Annotated in this window: 14 protein-coding genes and 1 tRNA gene; 9 read left to right on the top strand and 6 right to left on the bottom strand. The window is 61.6% G+C overall.

Going from position 1 to position 19,275, the window contains the following annotated elements; translation table 11 throughout:
• Nucleotides 1-35: 35 nt before the first annotated feature.
• Both ACWHYV_RS10015 and ACWHYV_RS10020 read right to left on the bottom strand, forming a co-directional pair.
• Nucleotides 36-788 carry a response regulator transcription factor gene (locus ACWHYV_RS10015; RefSeq protein ID WP_447980496.1) on the bottom strand — a complete coding sequence of 251 codons (753 nt, stop codon included), beginning with the start codon at nucleotides 786-788 and terminating at the stop codon, nucleotides 36-38.
• Entirely contained in the window at nucleotides 785-2,614 is a 1,830-nt protein-coding gene (locus ACWHYV_RS10020; RefSeq protein WP_447980497.1) for an ATP-binding protein, read from the bottom strand. The genes ACWHYV_RS10015 and ACWHYV_RS10020 overlap by 4 nt, the downstream gene beginning before the upstream one ends.
• A 647-nt stretch (nucleotides 2,615-3,261) precedes the next feature.
• Here ACWHYV_RS10020 and ACWHYV_RS10025 point away from each other — a divergent pair.
• The 4 genes from ACWHYV_RS10025 to ACWHYV_RS10040 all read left to right on the top strand — a co-directional run bounded on the left by ACWHYV_RS10025 (nucleotide 3,262) and on the right by ACWHYV_RS10040 (nucleotide 9,638).
• The gene (locus tag ACWHYV_RS10025) at nucleotides 3,262-6,696 is read left to right on the top strand and encodes a molybdopterin-dependent oxidoreductase (RefSeq protein ID WP_447980498.1); all 3,435 of its coding nucleotides are present in this window, start codon (nucleotides 3,262-3,264) and stop codon (nucleotides 6,694-6,696) included.
• Nucleotides 6,697-6,820: 124 nt separating this feature from the next.
• Nucleotides 6,821-8,110 (top strand): 4Fe-4S dicluster domain-containing protein, encoded by a 1,290-nt coding sequence (locus tag ACWHYV_RS10030; protein WP_447977119.1) that lies wholly within the window; start codon nucleotides 6,821-6,823, stop codon nucleotides 8,108-8,110.
• Between the two features lie 87 nt (nucleotides 8,111-8,197).
• Nucleotides 8,198-8,974, top strand: a complete 777-nt coding sequence (locus tag ACWHYV_RS10035; protein WP_447980499.1) for an MCP four helix bundle domain-containing protein — start codon at nucleotides 8,198-8,200, stop codon at nucleotides 8,972-8,974.
• A 136-nt stretch (nucleotides 8,975-9,110) separates the two neighbouring features.
• Nucleotides 9,111-9,638 (top strand): hypothetical protein, encoded by a 528-nt coding sequence (locus tag ACWHYV_RS10040; RefSeq protein WP_447980500.1) that lies wholly within the window; start codon nucleotides 9,111-9,113, stop codon nucleotides 9,636-9,638.
• A 386-nt stretch (nucleotides 9,639-10,024) separates the two neighbouring features.
• On the opposite strand, the gene ACWHYV_RS10045 is transcribed toward ACWHYV_RS10040, so the two are convergent.
• Nucleotides 10,025-10,100 (bottom strand) — tRNA-Thr (locus ACWHYV_RS10045).
• A gap of 184 nt (nucleotides 10,101-10,284) precedes the next feature.
• Nucleotides 10,285-10,767 carry a PEP-CTERM sorting domain-containing protein gene (locus ACWHYV_RS10050; protein WP_447980501.1) on the bottom strand — a complete coding sequence of 161 codons (483 nt, stop codon included), beginning with the start codon at nucleotides 10,765-10,767 and terminating at the stop codon, nucleotides 10,285-10,287.
• A gap of 631 nt (nucleotides 10,768-11,398) precedes the next feature.
• Between ACWHYV_RS10050 and ACWHYV_RS10055 the strand changes: the two genes are divergently transcribed.
• The 4 genes from ACWHYV_RS10055 to ACWHYV_RS10070 all read left to right on the top strand — a co-directional run bounded on the left by ACWHYV_RS10055 (nucleotide 11,399) and on the right by ACWHYV_RS10070 (nucleotide 16,199).
• Nucleotides 11,399-12,430, top strand: a complete 1,032-nt coding sequence (locus tag ACWHYV_RS10055; protein ID WP_447980502.1) for a PstS family phosphate ABC transporter substrate-binding protein — start codon at nucleotides 11,399-11,401, stop codon at nucleotides 12,428-12,430.
• Between the two features lie 710 nt (nucleotides 12,431-13,140).
• On the top strand, nucleotides 13,141-14,205 hold the full coding sequence (locus ACWHYV_RS10060) for a PstS family phosphate ABC transporter substrate-binding protein (RefSeq protein WP_447980503.1): 1,065 nt from the start codon (nucleotides 13,141-13,143) through the stop codon (nucleotides 14,203-14,205).
• Between the two features lie 148 nt (nucleotides 14,206-14,353).
• Nucleotides 14,354-15,457, top strand: a complete 1,104-nt coding sequence (locus tag ACWHYV_RS10065) for a PstS family phosphate ABC transporter substrate-binding protein (protein ID WP_447980504.1) — start codon at nucleotides 14,354-14,356, stop codon at nucleotides 15,455-15,457.
• A 25-nt stretch (nucleotides 15,458-15,482) separates the two neighbouring features.
• Nucleotides 15,483-16,199, top strand: coding sequence for a hypothetical protein (locus tag ACWHYV_RS10070; RefSeq protein ID WP_447980505.1), 717 nt, complete (start codon nucleotides 15,483-15,485; stop codon nucleotides 16,197-16,199).
• A gap of 132 nt (nucleotides 16,200-16,331) precedes the next feature.
• On the opposite strand, the gene ACWHYV_RS10075 is transcribed toward ACWHYV_RS10070, so the two are convergent.
• Nucleotides 16,332-17,861, bottom strand: coding sequence for a porin (locus tag ACWHYV_RS10075; RefSeq protein WP_447980506.1), 1,530 nt, complete (start codon nucleotides 17,859-17,861; stop codon nucleotides 16,332-16,334).
• Nucleotides 17,862-18,130: 269 nt separating this feature from the next.
• Here ACWHYV_RS10075 and ACWHYV_RS10080 point away from each other — a divergent pair, with 269 nt between their 5' ends.
• Nucleotides 18,131-18,871 carry a response regulator transcription factor gene (locus ACWHYV_RS10080; RefSeq protein ID WP_447980507.1) on the top strand — a complete coding sequence of 247 codons (741 nt, stop codon included), beginning with the start codon at nucleotides 18,131-18,133 and terminating at the stop codon, nucleotides 18,869-18,871.
• On the opposite strand, the gene ACWHYV_RS10085 is transcribed toward ACWHYV_RS10080, so the two are convergent.
• Nucleotides 18,847-19,272: an arsenate reductase ArsC gene (locus ACWHYV_RS10085; RefSeq protein WP_447980508.1), complete on the bottom strand. Its 426-nt coding sequence runs from the start codon at nucleotides 19,270-19,272 to the stop codon at nucleotides 18,847-18,849. The two genes, ACWHYV_RS10080 and ACWHYV_RS10085, sit on opposite strands and share 25 nt — an antisense overlap.
• Nucleotides 19,273-19,275 lie beyond the last annotated feature (3 nt).

The raw sequence follows: 19,275 nt of genomic DNA on the forward strand, positions 1-19,275 counted from the left end.
ACGTGCGTGGGCCGAGGCCGAGCGTGGCGCTACGCTCAGCCCTTCCTGGTCGACTTCATCGGGCCGCTGCCCGGTGAGGAGTGTCCGGATTCGGCGCCCGGCGTGGCGATGAAGCGATACCCGACCCCGGGATCGGTGAGAATGAACCGTGGCAGAGCAGGGTTCTCTTCCAATTTCTTTCTCAACTGCCCGATGAAGACACGCAGGTATTGGGCCTGATCGACGTACGCCGGACCCCAGACCGCGGCGAGCAGCATCCGGTGGGTGAGCACTTTCCCGGCGTTCTCGATCATGTACTTCAAGAGATCGTATTCGGTCGGCGTCAGCTTGACGAGGCGGTCGTGCAGCCGAACCTCGCGCCGTTCGAAATTCACCGAAAGCTGGCCCGCCACGAACACCGGGGCGACTCCATGGGATCCAGCGGCCCGCCGTAAAACCGATCGGATTCGAGCGATGACCTCTTCCATGTCGAAGGGTTTGGTCACATAGTCATCGGCCCCGGCCTCCAAGGCTTCGACTTTTTTGCCCTGTTCGTTCACCGCGGAAAGCAAGATGACGGGCACGCTGGATTGCCGGCGAATGCGTTGAGCGAGCTCGATGCCGTCGATCCCGGGCAGCAGCAAGTCCAGCATGATGACATCGGGCGGGCGATGAATCATGACCTGAAGGGCCTCTTCCCCGGTTCCGGCCGTCAACACATCATAGCCTCGCGCTGACAGATTCACCTGTAAGGATCGCCTGATCTGCGGCTCGTCGTCGACGACCAGGATGCGAGCACCTTGGTTCATGTCATCCCTTCCCTTCGTGAGAATTGCTCGAACGCCGCTGAAGAAAGGGGTTGCACGATGGGGAGCACGAACGCGATCGTCGTCTGCCGGTCGGGCACCGACTCCGCCCAAATGCGTCCGCCGTGTTGTTCAATGATGCTTTTGCAGATGGCCAGACCGAGCCCGGTTCCGGTGATCGCGCGACCGACTGCGGCTCGGCCTCGGTGGAAGCGGTCGAAGATCCTCGGCAACTCGTCCTCAGGAATACCCGATCCGGTGTTGGTGATCGACACCGTGCACTGCTCGCTCTCGGGGATGACCGCAATCTCGATCCGGCTGCCAGCCGGAGAATATTTGACGGCGTTGTCGAGGAGGTTCACGAGGACCTGTTGGATCTGGACCGCATCCACGTACACCGCCGGGGCGTCTTCACGAAGCGCGATCGTCAACGGACGGCGCTTCAACGGGGCCCCAAGCAATCGGATCGCTCCCTCGATCAGGTCTTCCAACGGGTGCCATTCCAGTTGGGGCTTGAGCGCCCCGGCCTCGATGCGCGACATGTCCAAGAGGTTGTTGACCAGATTCGCCAAGTAATCGATCTCTTGCTGGATTCGCTCGAAAAATTCGCGCTTGACCTCGGGCGGCATGTGATCGTCATCCAACAGCGTGGAGACGGACGCCTTGATTGCGGTCAGCGGCGTCCGGAGCTCATGCGACACCGAGGACAGCAACGCGGACTTCAAATTGTCGCTCTCGCGTAGCGCCTCCAATCGTTGGCGCTCGCTCTCATGCAACTCCTCCTCCGCGCGCTTCCGGTCCGTAATGTCCTCATAGGCCACCACGATCCGGACCTGGTCCTCGATGGTGAACCGGGTCGCATGACCTCTGAACCATCGAAGCCCCGAGGCACACCGGCAAGGAAATTCGGAGACCGCCAGGAGGCTGTCCCCGCGCATGATCTCCTGAATGCCCCCGCGCAGTCTTTCGAACTCGTCTCCGACGAGTGCCGAGACATCCTCGCACACCCGTACATAGTCGACGCCCACGAGTGCCGCAGGAAACGTGTCGGGATTGTCGTGCGCAAACTCCCGCCATGCCTTGTTGATGGAGATGACCACCCCACGGGCATCGAGGATCGCGATCTGCAGCGGCAACGCGTCGACCGTCCCACGGCTGAAGCGCTCCGATTCACGCCAGGCCGCTTCCGCACGGCGCCGCTCGCCCATTTCCATCATCAGCTCACGATGAGCACGGATGAGTTTCTTGGTGAGCAAGAGACTGGTGACGATCACGATCAGGCCGATGGCCAATTCCCATTTCGCCATCGACACCATCCGAGACTCGGAATACTCGGTCATGGCACGCGCCAACTGGATCGCATTGTCTTCCAGCGCTTGGTTCAGGGTTATGAGCTCATCCAGGCTCGATGACGCAGGGGGACGCTGGAGCAGGTACGCGTCGCTCTTTTCGAAGACAGCGAGGAGCAACCGTTTTTGTTCGTCGAGGTGTTGTTGCGCCACCGGACGGGGAATCGGCGGAACCATGGCGACCTCCTGTGAGCCGAGTTTGAGCAGGGCGGGGCCGCCGTAATCGAGCGCCGCGAGGGTGGACAACGAGATGTAGCGAGTCTCGAGGTAGGCGGTCGGATAGCCCTGCGAGGCGAGGAGGATCTCGTTCAAGTGTTTCGCACCGAGAAAGCGTTGACGGCCGGCCAGGTCGATCCGGAGTCGGTCCGCCTTGTGCTCTTCGATGACGAACACGGTGTAGCCAAGAATCGCCACAACGGAAGCGATGAACAGGGTGGCGAGTATCAAGAGCGGTCTGTCGAGCACATCGTGGCGGTTCATCGGCGAACTCTGCTTGAACCAACCTGCCGTCTTACATCCGAACCTCTCCGTGTGTCTCACCCGTACCCGTTCCCCTGGCAAGACGGGCGTCCTCATCCTACGCCTCTCCCGAATCGGAACGCCATAGTTCGCTCTCGCCGCGGGCCGTCCAGCGCCATCCCCCAGTAAACGAGTTCCCATAAAGATCGCATCAGGAATCGTGGCCAAAGAGATAAAAGTTTCGTAAGGAAGAATCAGTGGCCCATGAAATCAACGGGTTCCAGGCGAGTCACCATTAGGAAAAATTTATGGCCCTCTCCCTGCTTTCTCATAGTCTCCTTATGCGAGGAACGCGTAGATGTGTCTGTCCAAAAGGGACTCCATCGTCCTAGAGGAGGGAGGATCATGGCTCTGCGCCTGTCTCGCCGGGACTTTCTCAAAATTCCCTCTCCTGCCGTGTCTTTCGACGGGCCCGGAGAATTGCTGGAGCTATCGTCCTCGGACGGCGGGAGGACCAGGTCAGGCACGATTCCGAAATCGGTCGTCATGTCCCGTCATGGTGACATGGATGATGAGCGGGGCGCACAGCTCAGAAAGGAGGGTCAAGGAACCTAGACGTCGCGAATATTCATCACGGTATTTCTTCCTTCTTTAAAGGAGGGTTCGTTATGTTTCTTTCGAGGCGACAATTTTTGAAGGTCTCAGCCGGGACCGTGGCGGCGGCCGCCATCGCCGACAAGGCGCTGGCGCTGACGGCCTTGCAGCCGGTCATCGAGGTGGGCAATCCCCTCGGCGACTACCCGGACCGCTCCTGGGAGCGGGTCTATCACGATCAGTATCGGTACGACTCCTCGTTCACCTGGTGCTGCTCCCCGAACGACACGCACGGCTGCCGCGTCCGCGCGTTCGTGCGCAACGGCGTCGTCATGCGCGTGGAGCAGAACTACGATCACCAGACGTACGAGGACCTGTACGGGAACCGCGGGACGTTCGGGCACAACCCGCGGATGTGCTTGAAGGGGTACACGTTCCATCGCCGGGTGTACGGGCCGTATCGGTTGAAGGGGCCGTTGATGCGCCGGGGATGGAAGGAGTGGATGGACGCGGGCTCCCCGGAGCTGACGCCCGACACGAAGCGCAAATACAAATTCGACGCGCGGTATCTGGACGATATGCTTCGCGTCTCGTGGGACACCGCCTTTACGTATGTCGCAAAGGCGTTCGTCGTCATCGCGACCCGTTACAGCGGCGAGGCGGGCGCGCGGCGGTTGCGCGAGCAGGGCTATCCGCCGGAGATGATCGAGATGATGAAGGGGGCCGGCACGCGGACGATGAAGTTTCGCGCGGGCATGCCGGTGCTCGGCATCGTCGGCAAGATGGCGATCACCCGGATGAACGGCTGCATGGCCATCCTCGACGCCTGGCTTCGGAAAGTTGGTCCCAATCAGGCCCAGGGTGGTCGGTACTGGACCAACTACACGTGGCACGGCGACCAGGACCCGTCGCAGCCGTGGTGGAACGGCACCCAGAACTGCGACATCGACCTCTCCGACATGCGCTTCAGCAAGCTGAACACGAGCTGGGGCAAGAACTTCGTCGAGAACAAGATGCCGGAGGCCCACTGGAAGCTCGAATCGATCGAGCGAGGGGCACGGTGCGTGGTCATCACGCCCGAATACAACCCGACCGCGACGCGGGCCGACTACTGGATCCCGCTCCGGCCGCAATCCGACGCGACGGTCTTCCTGACCGCGTGCAAGATCATTCTCGATGAGAATCTGCAGGACATTGATTTCATCAAAGCGTATACCGACATGCCGCTCTTGGTGCGGACGGATACGCTCCAGTACCTCGACCCCCGGGATGTCATCAAAGACTATCAATTCCCCGACTTCGCGAACAGCTATTCCGGACGGGTCCAAACGCTGAAACCCGAACAGATTCAACGACTGGGCGGGATGATGGTGTGGGAGACCGGGAAGAATCAGGCGGTGCCGCTCCATCGCGAGCAGGTCGGCTGGCACTACCTCAACAGCGGCATCGAGGCGGCCTTGACCGGCACCTACCGGGTCAAGCTGCTGAACGGCCGGGAAGTCGACGTGATGCCGATCTACCAGATGTATCTCGTGCACCTGCAAGATTATGACCTGGACACCGGCCATCAGATCACCCGGTCGCCCAAGGATCTGTTGGTCCGGTGGGCCCGGGACAGCGGGACGATCAAACCGGCCGCGATCCATAACGGCGAAGGCGTCTGCCACTATTTCCACATGACGGAGAACGGCCGCGCCGCGGCGTTCGTGCTCATGCTCACCGGCAACATCGGGAAGTTCGGCACGGGCTGCCACACCTGGGCCGGCAACTACAAGGCGGGCGCGTGGACGGCCACGCCGTGGTCGGGCGCGGGCCTCGCCGTCCATACCGGCGAAGATCCGTTCAACATCACGTTGGATCCGAACGCCCACGGCAAGGAGATCAAGACCAAGTCGTACTACTACGGCGAGGACGTGGGCTTCTGGAACCACGGCGACACGGCGTTGATCGTGAACACGCCCAAGTACGGGCGCAAGGTGTTCACGGGCAAGACGCACATGCCGACCCCGAGCAAGACCCGCTGGGTCGCGAACGTGAACGTGCTCAACAACGCCAAGCACCACTACGACATGGTGAAGAACGTCGATCCGAACATCGAGATGATCATCACGCAGGACATCGAGATGACGTCCGACGTGAACCATGCGGACGTGGCGTTTGCATGCAACAGCTGGATGGAGTTCACCTATCCGGAGATGACGATCACGGTCTCCAACCCGTGGATTCAGATCTGGAAGGGGGGCATCCGGCCGCTGTACGACACGCGGAACGACCTGGATACCGCAGCCGGCGTCGCGGCCAAGCTGACCGAGATGACCGGGGATCGGAAGTTCAGAGACTACTTCAATTTTGTCTATCAGAACCGGGTGGACGTCTACGTGCAGCGCATGCTGGACGCATCGAGCACCACCTATGGCTACAGTGCGGACACCTGCCTGAAGTCGGAGAAGGGCTGGATGATGATGACGCGGACCTATCCGCGGCATCCGCTCTGGGAGGAGGTCAACGAGAGCAAGCCGCAGTGGACGCGATGTGGCCGGCTGGAGACCTACCGGATCGAGCCGGAGGCCATCGAGTACGGCGAGAACTTCATCGTGCACCGCGAAGGGCCGGAAGCCACGCCGTACCTGCCGAACGCGATCTTCTCGACGAACCCGTACATCCGGCCGGACGACTACGGGATTCCGATCACGGCGCAGCACCACGACGACAAGCACGTGCGGAACCTGAAGCTGCCGTGGCAGGAGATCAAGCGGCAGAGCAACCCGTTGTGGGAGAAGGGGTATCAGTTCTACTGCGTGACCCCGAAGACCCGGCATCGGGTGCACAGCCAGTGGTCGGTGAACGACTGGGTGCAGATCTACGAGAGCAACTTCGGCGATCCGTACCGGATGGACAAGCGGACGCCGGGGGTGGGCGAGCACCAGTTGCACATCAACCCGCAGGCGGCGAAGGACCGGGGCATCAACGACGGCGACTACGTGTTCGTGGACGGCAACCCGGTGGACCGGCCGTATCGCGGCTGGAAGCCGAGTGACCCGTACTACAAGGTGGCGCGGTTGATGATCCGGGCGAAGTACAACCCGGCATATCCGTACCACGTGACGATGGCGAAGCACGCGCCGTACGTCTCCACGGCGAAGTCGGTGAAGGGGCACGAGACGCGGCCCGATGGGCGCGCGATCGCGGTCGATACCGGGTATCAGAGCAACTTCCGGTACGGCGCGCAGCAGTCGTTTACGCGCTCCTGGCTGATGCCGATGCACATGACCGACAGCTTGCCGGGCAAGCACGCGGTGGCGTGGAAGTTCAAGTGGGGCTTCCAGATCGACCACCACGGGGTCAACACGGTGCCGAAGGAGTGTCTGATCCGCATCACGAAGGCGGAGGACGGCGGCATCGGGGCGCGCGGCCCCTGGGAGCCGGTCCGGACCGGGTTCACCCCGGGCCAGGAGAACGAGTTCATGCTCAAGTGGCTCAAGGGGGAGCACATTAAGATCAAGGTGTAGCACTCAGTGCTGAGTGCTGGGTGCTGAGTCCTGAGTCCAGACACTCGGGACTCGGCACACCGGCACGGAGACCCAGCACTCAGGACTCGGAACTCAGCACTGAAGCGACTGAAAGGAGCGAACCATGCCGGAAGTCTATAACTGGCAACTGGGGCGGAAGATGCTCTATCCCTACGAGGAGCGGCATCCGAAGTGGCAGTTTGCCTTCGTGTTCAACATCAATCGGTGTCTGGCGTGCCAGACCTGCTCGATGGCGGACAAGTCGACGTGGCTGTTCAGCAAGGGGCAGGAGTACATGTGGTGGAACAACGTGGAGACCAAGCCGTACGGCGGGTACCCGCAGTTCTACGACGTGAAGATCACGCAGCTGATCGAGCAGGTGAACCCCGGGGGGCAGGTGTGGAACGTGCGCGTCGGGCGCAAGCACCATGCGCCGTACGGGGTGTTCGAAGGGATGACGATCTTCGACGCGGGGGCCAAGATCGGCCAGGCGGCGATCGGCTACATCCCGACGGACCAGGAGTGGCGGTTCGTGAACATCTACGAGGACACGGCGACATCGATGCGCGCGATCGTCGAAGGCATCGACAAGACCGGGTTCAGCCGGGATGAGCCGTGGCGGCTGCAGGGCAGCAGCCTGCCGGAGCACGAGACGTTCTTCTTCTACCTGCAGCGGATCTGCAACCACTGCACGTACCCGGGGTGTCTGGCGGCCTGTCCGCGCAAGGCCATCTACAAGCGGCCGGAGGACGGGATCGTGCTGATCGACCAGAACCGGTGCCGGGGGTACAAGAAGTGCGTGGAGCAGTGCCCGTACAAGAAGCCGATGTACCGGGGCACGACGCGGGTGAGCGAGAAGTGCATCGCGTGCTATCCGCGGATCGAGGGGAAGGACCCGCTGACGGGCGGCGAGCCGATGGAGACGCGCTGTATGGCGGCGTGCGTGGGGAAGATCCGCATGCAGAGCCTGGTGCGCATCGGCGAGGACGGCCTGTGGGCGGAGGACCGGTGGCACCCGCTCTACTTCACGATCCGGGTGGAGCAGGTGGCGCTGCCCCTGTACCCACAGTGGGGGACGGAGCCCAACGGCTACTACATCCCGCCGCGGTGGAGCCCGCGGGGCTACGCCCGGCAGATGTTCGGGCCGGGGGTGGACAACGCGATCGAGAAGTACCTGGTGCCGAGCCGGGAGCTGTTGGCGGTGCTGCAGCTGTGGCGCGCGAGCCAGCAGATCGTCTTCCGGTACGACGTCATTCCGGGCCCGAAGGTGTTTGAGACCCAGATCCACGGGAAGCGCTTTGAGATGTACAACGACACCGTGCTGGGATTCAACAAGTCGGGCAAGGAGGTGGCGCGCATCCAGGTGGAAGAGCCGATCTACATTCGGCCCGCCGAGCGCGTGAACTGGCTGTAAGCATGAGCCAGGATCGGGCAGGAGGTCCACCCTGACCTCCTGCCTTCCCGTCTCGCCCTGAGGAGGCGCGCCTGTCATGAGACGGTTGTGCTCAGTGTGGTGCTCCCCACTCATGCCCCCTGTCGGCCCGTGAGACGTCTGCCCCTCCGCGTCAGCGCGTGGCAGCTCGTCATCAGCCTGCTGATCGCCGCCTTGGGGCTTGCGGCCGCCCGCACCCTGAGCCAAGTCGATGCCGATCTGCAAATCATCTATCAGGAATACACGCTCGCCGCGGTCGACCTCGCCCATATCTCCGCCGATGTGATCCGGTACCGCAATACGATCATCCGCGCGCTCGAGAGCCCGACCAAGGCGGAGTTCGAGCAGCTCACGGCCTCGTTGGCCGAGCAACGCTCCCGGATTCAGCACGCGGTGGACCGCTATGCGGCGGCGAGCTTACGCGTCGCGCGCAGCGGCCGGAGCGAGCCCCAGGACCTCCACGCCGTGCGGGCGAGCTTGGATGCGTACTTTGCGTCGGCGAGCCGGACCCTGACGCTCTTGATCGAGCTCTGGAACGCCCCGACCGAAGCCGCCGCGGCGCAGTTGCGGCACGAGGCCGAAGTGCATGCGGCCGACAACGCCGGCCCCAAGCTCATTCAGGTCTCCCTGGCCCTGGATCGGCTGCTGGACACCGTCTCCGACGTAGCGAAGGACCTCCGTGACGAGGGGAGCCGGAGCGTGCACGAAACGCGGCTCCTCGTCGGCATCGGAGCCGTCGTCATCGCCGTCCTCAACCTGCTTCCAAGACCGGGACCGGAGGCGCGGCTTCCCGCTGACGCGCAGTTGGAAGCTCGCCGTGAACGAGAGGGGCTGTCTCCCCAGTGAGGAGCTCAACCAAACCTCTTCAAGAGTGGTGATCCAGGAGTTTGGACTGCCACGGTCTCGGGCTATGTACCAGCGAAATCTCTCTGGCTCCAAACCCTGCCGCATTGGATCTCCGGCAGATCCAGAAAGGAGGAGCATGAAAGCATTCGTTCTCTCGGCTCTTGGTGGAATGGTGCTCCTCACTTTGTCCTCCCCGGTTTTTGCAGAATCCCTCCTCAAAGATCCAAACGGATTTCAGAATCTGATCTGGGGGGCATCGCTTCGCGACCGTTCCGACCTCCAAGAAACTGAATCGACCAAAGTGAATGAAGGACTAATCGGAATAATCTCGGTTTATGAAGTGAGGGGAGGAGCAGCCCCCATAGGGGACGTCCCCATTGACCAGCTGCTGTTCTACGCCATCAACGGAAAATTCGTTCGTGCAGTCATCCACTACAGCGGCTTAGAACATCACAAACAGCTTCTCGCCTACCTGCAGTCGGAATTCGGCCCGCTGGATCGGTCGTTGAATAAAAGAGGGTACCGCATTCAAGGCGTGTGGTTGGGCGAGAATACCGGGATCGAGGTCATGTATCGAACGGACACTGACCGAGGAGTTGTGTTTTTCGAAAGCCGCACCATTCGTCCTAACTTTGTCGACCTTATCTCGGAACACGGCTACTAAGGGTCACCGGGCGACTCACGAATCACGCTAGACCCGATTGCCGCAAGAAATGACAATAGGAACTGCAGGAACTGCTGTCGAGTTTGCCTGAAGCAAAGCGGTGAGGCTTCGGCCTGGAGCATTACACCCGCCGCATGGTTTGCTGCCGATCAATGTCTTCCTCAACGTGTGCGACTCGCCGAGTGGATCGCGGGCCCTGCGTCTCGGAAACCACCTGCCCACGGGGAAGGTAGTGAACCGCACGACGGCTGAACCTTGCCCATACGCGAGGCTTATACACGATGACGAAGACAGGGACACCTGACAGTAAAAGAAGGTGGTCGGTCGCGGCCGGGGCAAGTGGTAGCAAAATGGTAGCAGAGGCGTGGAGAGGTGAGGCTAAGTGTTGGAGCTGGCGAGAGGAATCGAACCTCCAACCGGCGGTTTACAAAACCGCTGCTCTGCCGATTGAGCTACGCCAGCCCGCGTGTAGTTTCAAGGATTTGGGGCTGACTGTCAACCGTGCTCGATCTTCTGCTGAGGGCCGGCACGCGGACGAGGGCTTTGCGGCGAGCAGCAGTGAAAAGGGTGAAGAGACCCGGCGCTCCGAGGTTGGATGTGAAGAGGCGAGGGGCCTGACTCATCTCAGGCCCCATCCCAGAAGAGCTTACTTGCCCAATGACTGGCGTTTCTTCCAGAGAGCGAGCGAGCCAAGACCGGAAGCGAGTAGGAGCAGGGTTGCCGGTTCAGGGACGCCGCTGGGCGGCGGAACCTCGGTGACTCGCACGTTTGTAAAGGCGAACCCCAAGTCATTGTAGTGAAAAGGGCCGTTGAACAAATCTTCGAAAAAGACAGCCGTCTCAGTGGGTGAGAAACTGTCGTCGACCAGCGCATGGGCATGGTTATCGGGATTCCGTGACGCTGGACCCGTGAAAAAGTCGAATCCGGTGTTGTTGACGTGAATCCGGAAGATGAGCTCGGTTCCGGCGTTGAAAAAGCCGAGGTCAGCCGTTGTCCCGACTGGTGTGGCGTGGTTGTTGAAGATGATCCCAAGGCTGTTGCTCGGGCTATCGAGGTACAGGTCATTGCTGAAAGCGGCGGTAGTGCCCAGATACCGCGCGATCACGTTGCCACTCGTGGCCACGATCACTGAGCCGCCTTCGATCGCGACGGCCCCGGCCTGGACCGGGAGTAGGCATACCGCAACAAGGGATAGTGTGGAAACTATTTTCCCTGTGATTTCTCTCATTGTTTTCACCCCCACGACATACGTATGGGCAGGACGGAGGTGCAGACATGATGCCAAGTGAAACCGGCTGAAAAATTAGCGATGAATCGATCGAGACAACGATCCAAAAGTGTCAAGTCGCTTTACAGTGTCATTGCTATGATGCCCGAGTCACCGAGAAAGCTTCGTCTTCCCTACAGCTTATGCGCCTACGATCGTGGCGTGAGGAAGTGTAAAAGCTTCCGACAGCCTGAACAGTAGGACTTGCGGAGCCCGGACAGTAATCAGGTGCACAGGAGCGTTGTTGTGCGCGTGTCGGCCGGCCGATCGACGGTTCTTGACCTCCTACGTGCAGTCCATTATTGTCGACTCACCTGCCGCGAGGTGAGCCATTCGTGTCGCCCGGCACCGTTGGTCATCGTCCGCTCCTTCCGCTCGTCTTTGCGTGCTTGCCTTACCCTCGCCACTTAACACGATCCGCGTCCCTCACCTCTGTTTTCCATCCATCGCTCAGCACTCATCACTCAGCACTGGTTTTTCCAGGAGGCTCGGCATGACCGTACTGCATGCTCTCGTCCTGTGCCTGCTTGCCGTCGGTTTCATTGAGTCTACGGCCCTGAGCCATCAACACGACTCGCTTGATCCCGGGATCGCGGGCTATACCCCTCGGGCCGGTCTGAACGGCCGCTTTGCGGTGGCGGGCTCAACGACTCTCCAGCCGTTGTTGACGAGCCTACGGGATCAGTTCCACCGCCACCATCCCGGTGTGATGCTCGACGTCCAACCAGCCGGCGGCATAACCCTCCGAGACCTTCTCAGCTCGTCCATGGCCGTCAACTCTATGGGAGACTCGCGCGGGGCCGCCCCCGTCCTCATGATCGCCTCCTTGGGACCGATCCCCTGGTCCGACCTCGATACGTTCTATGCCCGACGCGGCTATCCCCCGACGACCGTGACGATCGCATTCAAGGCCATCGGGGTCTATGTGCATCAGGACAACCCGGTGCAAGGGGTGACCGTGGATCAGCTCGAGGCCGTCTATGCCGAGATTCGCAAACGAGGGCTCGCGGCGCGCATCGACCAGTGGGGAGCACTGGGGGGCGGCGATGGATGGAGCACCAAGCCGGTCCGACTCTATGCTCCGGAGTCCCGCACAGTGGCTCAGGGCTTTTTCTCTGAACTGGTCCTCGGCGGGTCGGCGATGATCCCGACGGTGAAAGAGGAGCAGAGCCCGCAGTCGCTGCTGGCGGATCTTGCATCCGATACGGCCGGCCTGGCCTTCGACGGCATCGGGCTGGAGGTGGCCGGCGTGCGCGCGCTCCCGATCGCCGACAAGGCCGGACAGCCGTACGTCGCCCCGACCATCGACCTGGCCTGTCAGGGCTCCTATCCGCTGAGCCGATTCGTGTACCTCTACGTCGACAAGCCGCCAGGCGAAAGCCTACCCCCGGCGGTCAAAGAGTTTCTCATGTTCACGAACAGCCGCGAGGGGCAAGCAGCCGCGTTAGCGGCCGGCTTCTACACCTTGCGGGAAGAACACGTGGCAGGGAATCTGAGCCAGATCGATGTGCCGGGCGAGCGGTGATGGGGACGGCCGGAGGCGGTGAGGCCTCCGGCTTTCAGATCGAGTCCGACTTTTCATTGGAAGGATAGCCTGGTCGCCCGTCTTTAGTGATCCGGATGGGTCGTGTCGTACACGCCGACGCCTCGACGAACATCCTCCCCGAAGGATGTCCCTGATGAGGTTGCCGGTACAGCCGATCGGTACCGTTCGTCGTAAGCACGCTCTCGTTCCGAGTACCCCAGGCGCTCGCCGTACGACTGATCGCGATCGCGCACGTCACCGCTAGTCTCCGCGCAAGACACTGCCGTCATGATCATCAGCGCCGCTCCAAGCACGCGGCAGATCGTCTCGTTCATGTTTTCCCTCCCTGTACTTTCCAAGGTCCGTTTCTCACCATCCGCCCTCCTGGTGCAGCTAGCGAAACTCATACCAGTAGGAGCAGAGAGAAGTTGTCGAGAAACTCTTTGGTGGGGCCGGGAAAGGAAGCCGCCTGCTTGCATCAGGGGCAGCGGTCATGTTGGCGCCGGACATCTTGTCTGTGTGCGCCGGCACAAGGGCCTCGTGGAAACAGACGACGCCAAAAAGTTAACAAGGCTGTTACAGGGCGGTGACCGGGACGCAATCACCACCTGAGAACATTGGCCATCATTTGCCAGAAGACGATCCAACTTCAGGAGGTGAAGGTGAAGAGAGGCAAGCGTCAGCTCCGAGGTAATGGACTCCACAGGATCTTGACGAGCGCTGCAGCCGGCCTGGTGCTGTCGGTCAGCGTGGCAACCGTTGGCCATGCCGAGCATGGGGTGGTGAAGACGACCCAGCTCGTCGACTCGCAGCTCGTCTCCTATCGACCCGCAACCGAGGTCGCTGGCCGCTTGGCGATCGCGGGTTCCGACACCATGCGGCCGCTCCTGGCCAAGATTGCCTCGGAGTTTCTCGTCATCCATCCTGATGTCAAAATCGCGATCGAGGGCGGGGGATCCGAGAGCGGCATCCATGAGTTCCTGATCGGTTATTCCCAGCAGCGACGTGGGGAGAAGTCGCGGCAAGGGCACGATGGAGCCGCAATGGCGACCATCCTGGCCTCGTCACGGCAACTCACCGATGCCGAGAAGCGGAAATTCACCGCACGCTTTGGGTACGAACCGATAGAGCTGCCCATCGCCATGGACGCAGTCGCCGTGTATGTTCACCAGTCGAACCCCATCGCCGGATTGACCTTGGCGCAGTTGGACGCCCTGTACAGCGCCGAGCGCCGTCGGGGAGCGCAGCCGATTGAGACCTGGGGGCAGCTAGGCCTGGCGGACGAATGGAAAGACGAGGTGATCCACTTGCACGGCCGGGATGCGAAGTCCGGCACCCGGCGCTTTTTTCAGCAGCAGGTGATGCTGAACGCAGACTTCAAGGACAACGTGCTGGACCAGAAGGGGGCGGCGAGCGAGCTGCTGGCGATCGCCCGTGATCCATCGGCCATCGGCTACGCGGGTGTGATCGGCTATGAGACCTCGCTCGTCCGCATGGTCCCGTTGGCCCAGCAGCCAGGAAGTCCCTTCGTTGCTCCGACCTCTGAGTCGATTCGGGACGGCAGCTACCCGCTTCGACGAGACCTGTACCTCTATGCCAATGTTCCGGTGAAAGGGGGGGCGAGTGGGTTGCTGTCGGAGTTCCTGAGGTACGTGAACAGCCGGGACGGCCAGGTGGCTGTCGCGAAGGCAAAGTTCTATCCTGTAACGATGGCTCAGGTCGAAAAGAACTTGCAACGGCTCGGTGACCTCATCAAGATCGCAGCAGTTGAGTGATGCAGAGACGGGCGGGGGCGCCCGTGAGGATCCAGGTTGCCGCCTGAAGTTAACAGCCATGTAACACTGGAGTAACTGACCTTTAATACGACACGTGTTACCTTTGGTCGGTCGCAAGAAAGCGGAGCTCGCAGAGGGGGAGGTCACGATGTCGAACGACTACCGTCCAAGGGTCCGCGGGATCTTCCGCATTGGGATCTTCGTCATCCTCCTGCTCGCTGCAGTCGGTCCGGTGCAAAGCGAGCACGCCGGCCCGGCGGTGAAGCCGGATCTCGATGTGATCGCTCCTTATGTACCAAGCCCGAACGTAGCCGGACGGATCACGATCGCCGGCTCCGAGACGATGAAGCCGCTGCTGACCCAGCTCGCCAGCGAGTTCGCCCTGCTCCAACCCGAGATCAAGGTGGCGATAGAGGGGGAAGGCTCCGAGGCAGGCATCCGGGAATTCATCGTCGGGTACTCCGGCCAACGACGAGGCGAAAAGGCGCGGGGAGGCCACGATGCAGCTGCTCAGGTCGGCATGCTGGCCAGCAGTCGAGAGTTGACGGAACAGGAGGTCAAGGCTTTTACTGCGCGCTATGGCTACCCACCGCTGATGATTCCAATCGCGTTGGATGCGGTCGCGGTGTACGTCCATCGCGACAACCCGCTCCCGGGCCTCACCCTTCAGCAACTGGATGCCATTTTCAGCACGTCGCTGAAGCGCGGCGGGCGACCGATTACCACCTGGGGAGCGCTCGGGCTGCAAGGCGACTGGGAGCACAAGCCGATTCGCCTGCATGGTCGGGACAAGGACTCGGGCACACGACGCTTTTTCGAGCTGGTGGCCCTTGCCGGCGGATCACTCAGGGAGGAGGTGACCGAGCAACCCGGGTCGGCCTCGGAGATCCTCGCCATCGCCAAGGATCCAGCCGCCATCGGATATGCCGGTATTGGGTATCAAGGGTCGTTCGTGCGGACCGTGCCGCTCGCCAAGGAGCCCGGTGATCCGTTCATTGCGCCGAGCCTCGAGACGGTGTTGAAAGGCACCTATCCGCTCAGTCGGCCGTTGCTCCTCTATGTCAACCAGCCACCCAACGGCAAATGGCGTCCCGCTCTCCTCGAATTTCTCCGATTCGTCAACAGCCGGGAGGGGCAGGCGATTGTTGCCAAGGGTAAGTTTTTCCCGCTTCCGGCTCCCATGATCGCCAAGAACCAAGTCCTCCTCACGGGAGAAACGATCACGGCGTCCGCCCTTGACCGAGTCAAGTGAGCCCTCAACGGTGACCCGGAGGCGCGTGGACATCGGTCAGTGCTTCGGCATGCCGCCTCGGCGCTCGATGCCGATCGTCCTCGTGGTGCTTCTGCTCAGCTTCGTCGGGTGCGAAACAGTCCCTCCCCCGCGCGACATCCACCGGGACGCGCTGACCGTCGTGCAGGTACGGCCCGTGACGTCATCCACCCCTCCGTATAGCCACCCGGCCACGCTCTCGACGGATCAGATCGCCCGTATACTGTCCGGGCTCCGGGTCCAAAAGCGAGGCGACCCGATTCTGAGTCTTGTCACCGGCGAGGCGGAGGAGACGCCGGCCTTCTCCTCGACTGAAATCCAGGCGCTCGCCCCTCGTTTGGGCGAGGCGCTTGCGCAGGCCTCGCCACGAGAGCTCGTCACCTTCTATCGGCGGTATTCGGACTCGACGGTTGGACTGGCCATCACTTCAGGCGGACTCTACGTGCGTGGCAGCGAACTGTACGTCATCCTAGCCAACGCCAGAAACCGTCCGGCTGAGGTCCTTGGCCATCAGCAGGCCATGATGTACGACATCGATCCCTTGGATGATCCCCTGTTCTCGCTCCGACCGGCTTCCTTCAATCTCACCTTTACGCCGGCGGCGGCCGTCCGGTCCGACCATCCGGAGAGGCGCGGCTATATCGATCCCTCGAAAATGATCGTCCTTGATTTGGCGCAACTCACCGTCAGTCCCCCACGTCCCGCCGAGCCTCCGTCTCGTTGAACGCGGATCGCTCCGCTCTTTCTGTCCGGTTGAGACGCTCTAGGAGGGGTTCGTCGGCTCCCTCTCCTCCCTGAGACTGCCATCTCGCTCGGTCGCTGTGCGCACCGGCCTGGAAGGGATCGCCGCGTCTCATCAGTTCCAGAACCACTGGATCTGGAACCGCAGCATCTGTCCATAGATCTCCTCTTGCCCCAAGCCGAATCGATCTTGGGAGACATTGAGGCGATCATGGATCGAATACTCCGAGACCAGCCGGAGATGCGTGTCCGGCTCCCAGACCAGCCCGAAATTCCACATGGTATTGTCGGCGGCGGCGCCGCGTTGGTTCTTGAACCCGCCCCGGTAATAGCCATAGCGGATATACGGTGTGAGCATCCCGACGTCTGAGTAGCGCCACGTGTAGTAGATCTGCGCATAGCCACCGTGTAGGCTCTGCTCGGTGATCACGTCATTGGCGTCCCGTTCAGGTCCTCGACCGACGGTGTACTCGGCGAGAAAGCCCCAGGGTTGGGGCGGCGTCCAGATGTACCCCGTGACCCGTTCCTCATGGATGGGACAGCCGCCTCCGCGAAGCGGGTTGACGCAGCGTGCGACGGTACTGCTGCTCGCGGTTGCCGTCGGCGCGATGATGCCGGACCCGCTGACGACATATTCCCCCGTGAACCCCAAGACGCCCATCTCGAGCAGCCGGCCGTTGGGCAGCTCGAAGGGGTAGGACAATTTCGCGCCCAAGTGCTTGTCGTGGTTCAGCTCGGTGGCGCTCCGTCCTTGGCCGTTGTACACCATGATGCCGAAGACACCGTAGTCGCCGGGTCCGTTGTGATACGTCGCGAGCCGCGCATAGCGTTCCTGTGCCACCTTCGGCGACCAATAGTAGGCGAGTCCGAGGTCGCGCTCCCCCGGAGCGCCTGATTGGATCGCCTCGGCTCGGTCGAGCTCCTGTCGCTGACTGCTCGAGCGGTAGGTGTCGAACGAGTTCGGCACGCGGTGCAGACCGAAACGCACCCGGTGAGCCCGGTCCCGAGTCAGAAAGTAATCACCGTACATGTCGACGAGCTCGTTGTTCTGAAGTCGGAATCCGTCGCCTTCGAGTGCAAACTGTAAGAAGAACGCCAGGCGTTCCGAGACCTGGCCTTGAAAGACGAGCCGCACGCGTCTGAAGAAGAAATCGAGCGGGTGATTGGTCGAGGTGCTCTCGCCCTGGTGAAGATCCAGCTTCGCATTGTCCTTCATCGTGTACCGGAGCTGAGCATACCCGTTGACGTTGATCCGCTCATACCAACGCGGGCTGGAGACGAACTGCATCTCGGCCGTGCGTTCTGCGATCCGCCGCTCTTCTTCGGCCTTGATGCGGAGCCAGTCGTCCATCGAGATAATGCCCTTCTCGAGCAACACATCCTCCAGCGGGGTGCTCTCGAGAACCGTGGCGCGCCCAGCGGAGGCGCGAGGAGCGGCGGGAGCCGGGGGTACGGCGGGGTCGGGCTGTCCGATACCGGCGCCGGCCGGCTTGGCGGCCGTCTGTGTCGGTCTGGGAGGGGGGGAGCTGGTGAGATCATGTTGTTCAGATTGGGCCCACGTAGGCGCGTGGACCAGCACAATGACTGAGATCAGCCGCGCCAGACAGGCTAGGTACCGTGATGCGCGAGCACGAACTGTCTTCATCCGAATCCTCCCGGTCTATGAGTCCGTATCGTGGACACGATTACGTAGCATCGGAGCGTTTGTAGCGGGAGGCTATGACACGGCTGTCACTGAAGCGTTACAGAACCGTTAAAAAATCAATTAGGAAATGTGCGGACGCAGACCGAGAGTTGGGCGAGGGCTGAGACCAGTTGGTTCTGACTTGTCAGCGCTGATCGGCTGCAGCACGATGGATGAAGGCGAGATTGGGGCAAGACGAAGAGCAGCAACCGGCCGCGTAGAAGTAACCAATGCGTAACGTCAGCGTGATGCAGTCGAAATGCAAAGCCAGTAGCATCATGGCCATGGCATTCGAATTGGTTCAACTCATGGAAGACGATGTCGCACAGGCGGCCCTGCTCGACCATGTGCTGCGTGCCGCCGGCTACCGGACGAACGTCGCTCCCGACGGCGAGCTCGGGTTGGAGGACGTCAAGCGATTGAGACCGGCGTTGATCCTGCTGGACGTTATGCTGCCCGGTTTGGACGGCTATGAGGTCTGTCGGCGCATTCGCCAGGACCCGGAGATCGCGCGGACGCCGATCATCATGCTCTCGGCCTTGGGAGGCCATGCCGAACAGCGTGAAGAGGGGTTCAGGATCGGGGTCGATGATTACATCGCCAAGCCGTTCAGTCCGAAGGAAGTCGTCGCCCGCGTGGGGGCGATGCTCCGGAGGCGACTCCACGACCTGCGTGAGCCCTCTTCACCCGGTGATCCCACCGTAGTGGAGATGGTGGTGCGGTATCGAGGCAAACAATTCAACGTGACCAGGGAGGAGTGGCGGATCCTGCAATATCTGGCCGACGCGTCGGGTCAAATTGCGACTGATGAGGAACTGGCCGGATACGTCTGGGGCGAGGATGGGCTTCTGCACGATCGGGAATTAGAGCGGCTGGCGAGCTCATTGAGCCAGAAGCTGAACCAGGAGCCGATGCGTCAAGTGGTGCTCAAACTCCCCGGCGGGACCTACCGATTGTTCCCTTCCTTCTGAATGAAGTCCTGGATCCGGCCTGCAATCTCGTCGCGGACCCGTCTAAACACGGCCTTGCGCTCCTCCTGCGTGCCCTGTACCGCCGCCGGGTCCTCGAAATTCCAGTGCAACATCATTACCGCGGCGGGGTAGATGGGGCACGCTTCTTTGGCGCGATCGCAGACCGTGACGACGTAGTCGAAGCGCTGTCCGTCAAATTCCTGCACCTGCTTCGAGCGGTGATGGAAAATGTCGACCCCTCGCTCGCGCATCGCGTCGACGGCGCCCGGATTGAGCCCGACGGGGTGCGTGCCGGCGCTCATGGCCTCGAAGCGATCGCCGGCCAGATGACGAAGCCAGCCTTCCGCCATCTGGCTGCGGCAGGAGTTGCCGGTGCAGAGGAAGAGCACGCGTTTCTTCATTGT

The organism is Candidatus Nitrospira bockiana, assembly GCF_965152565.1.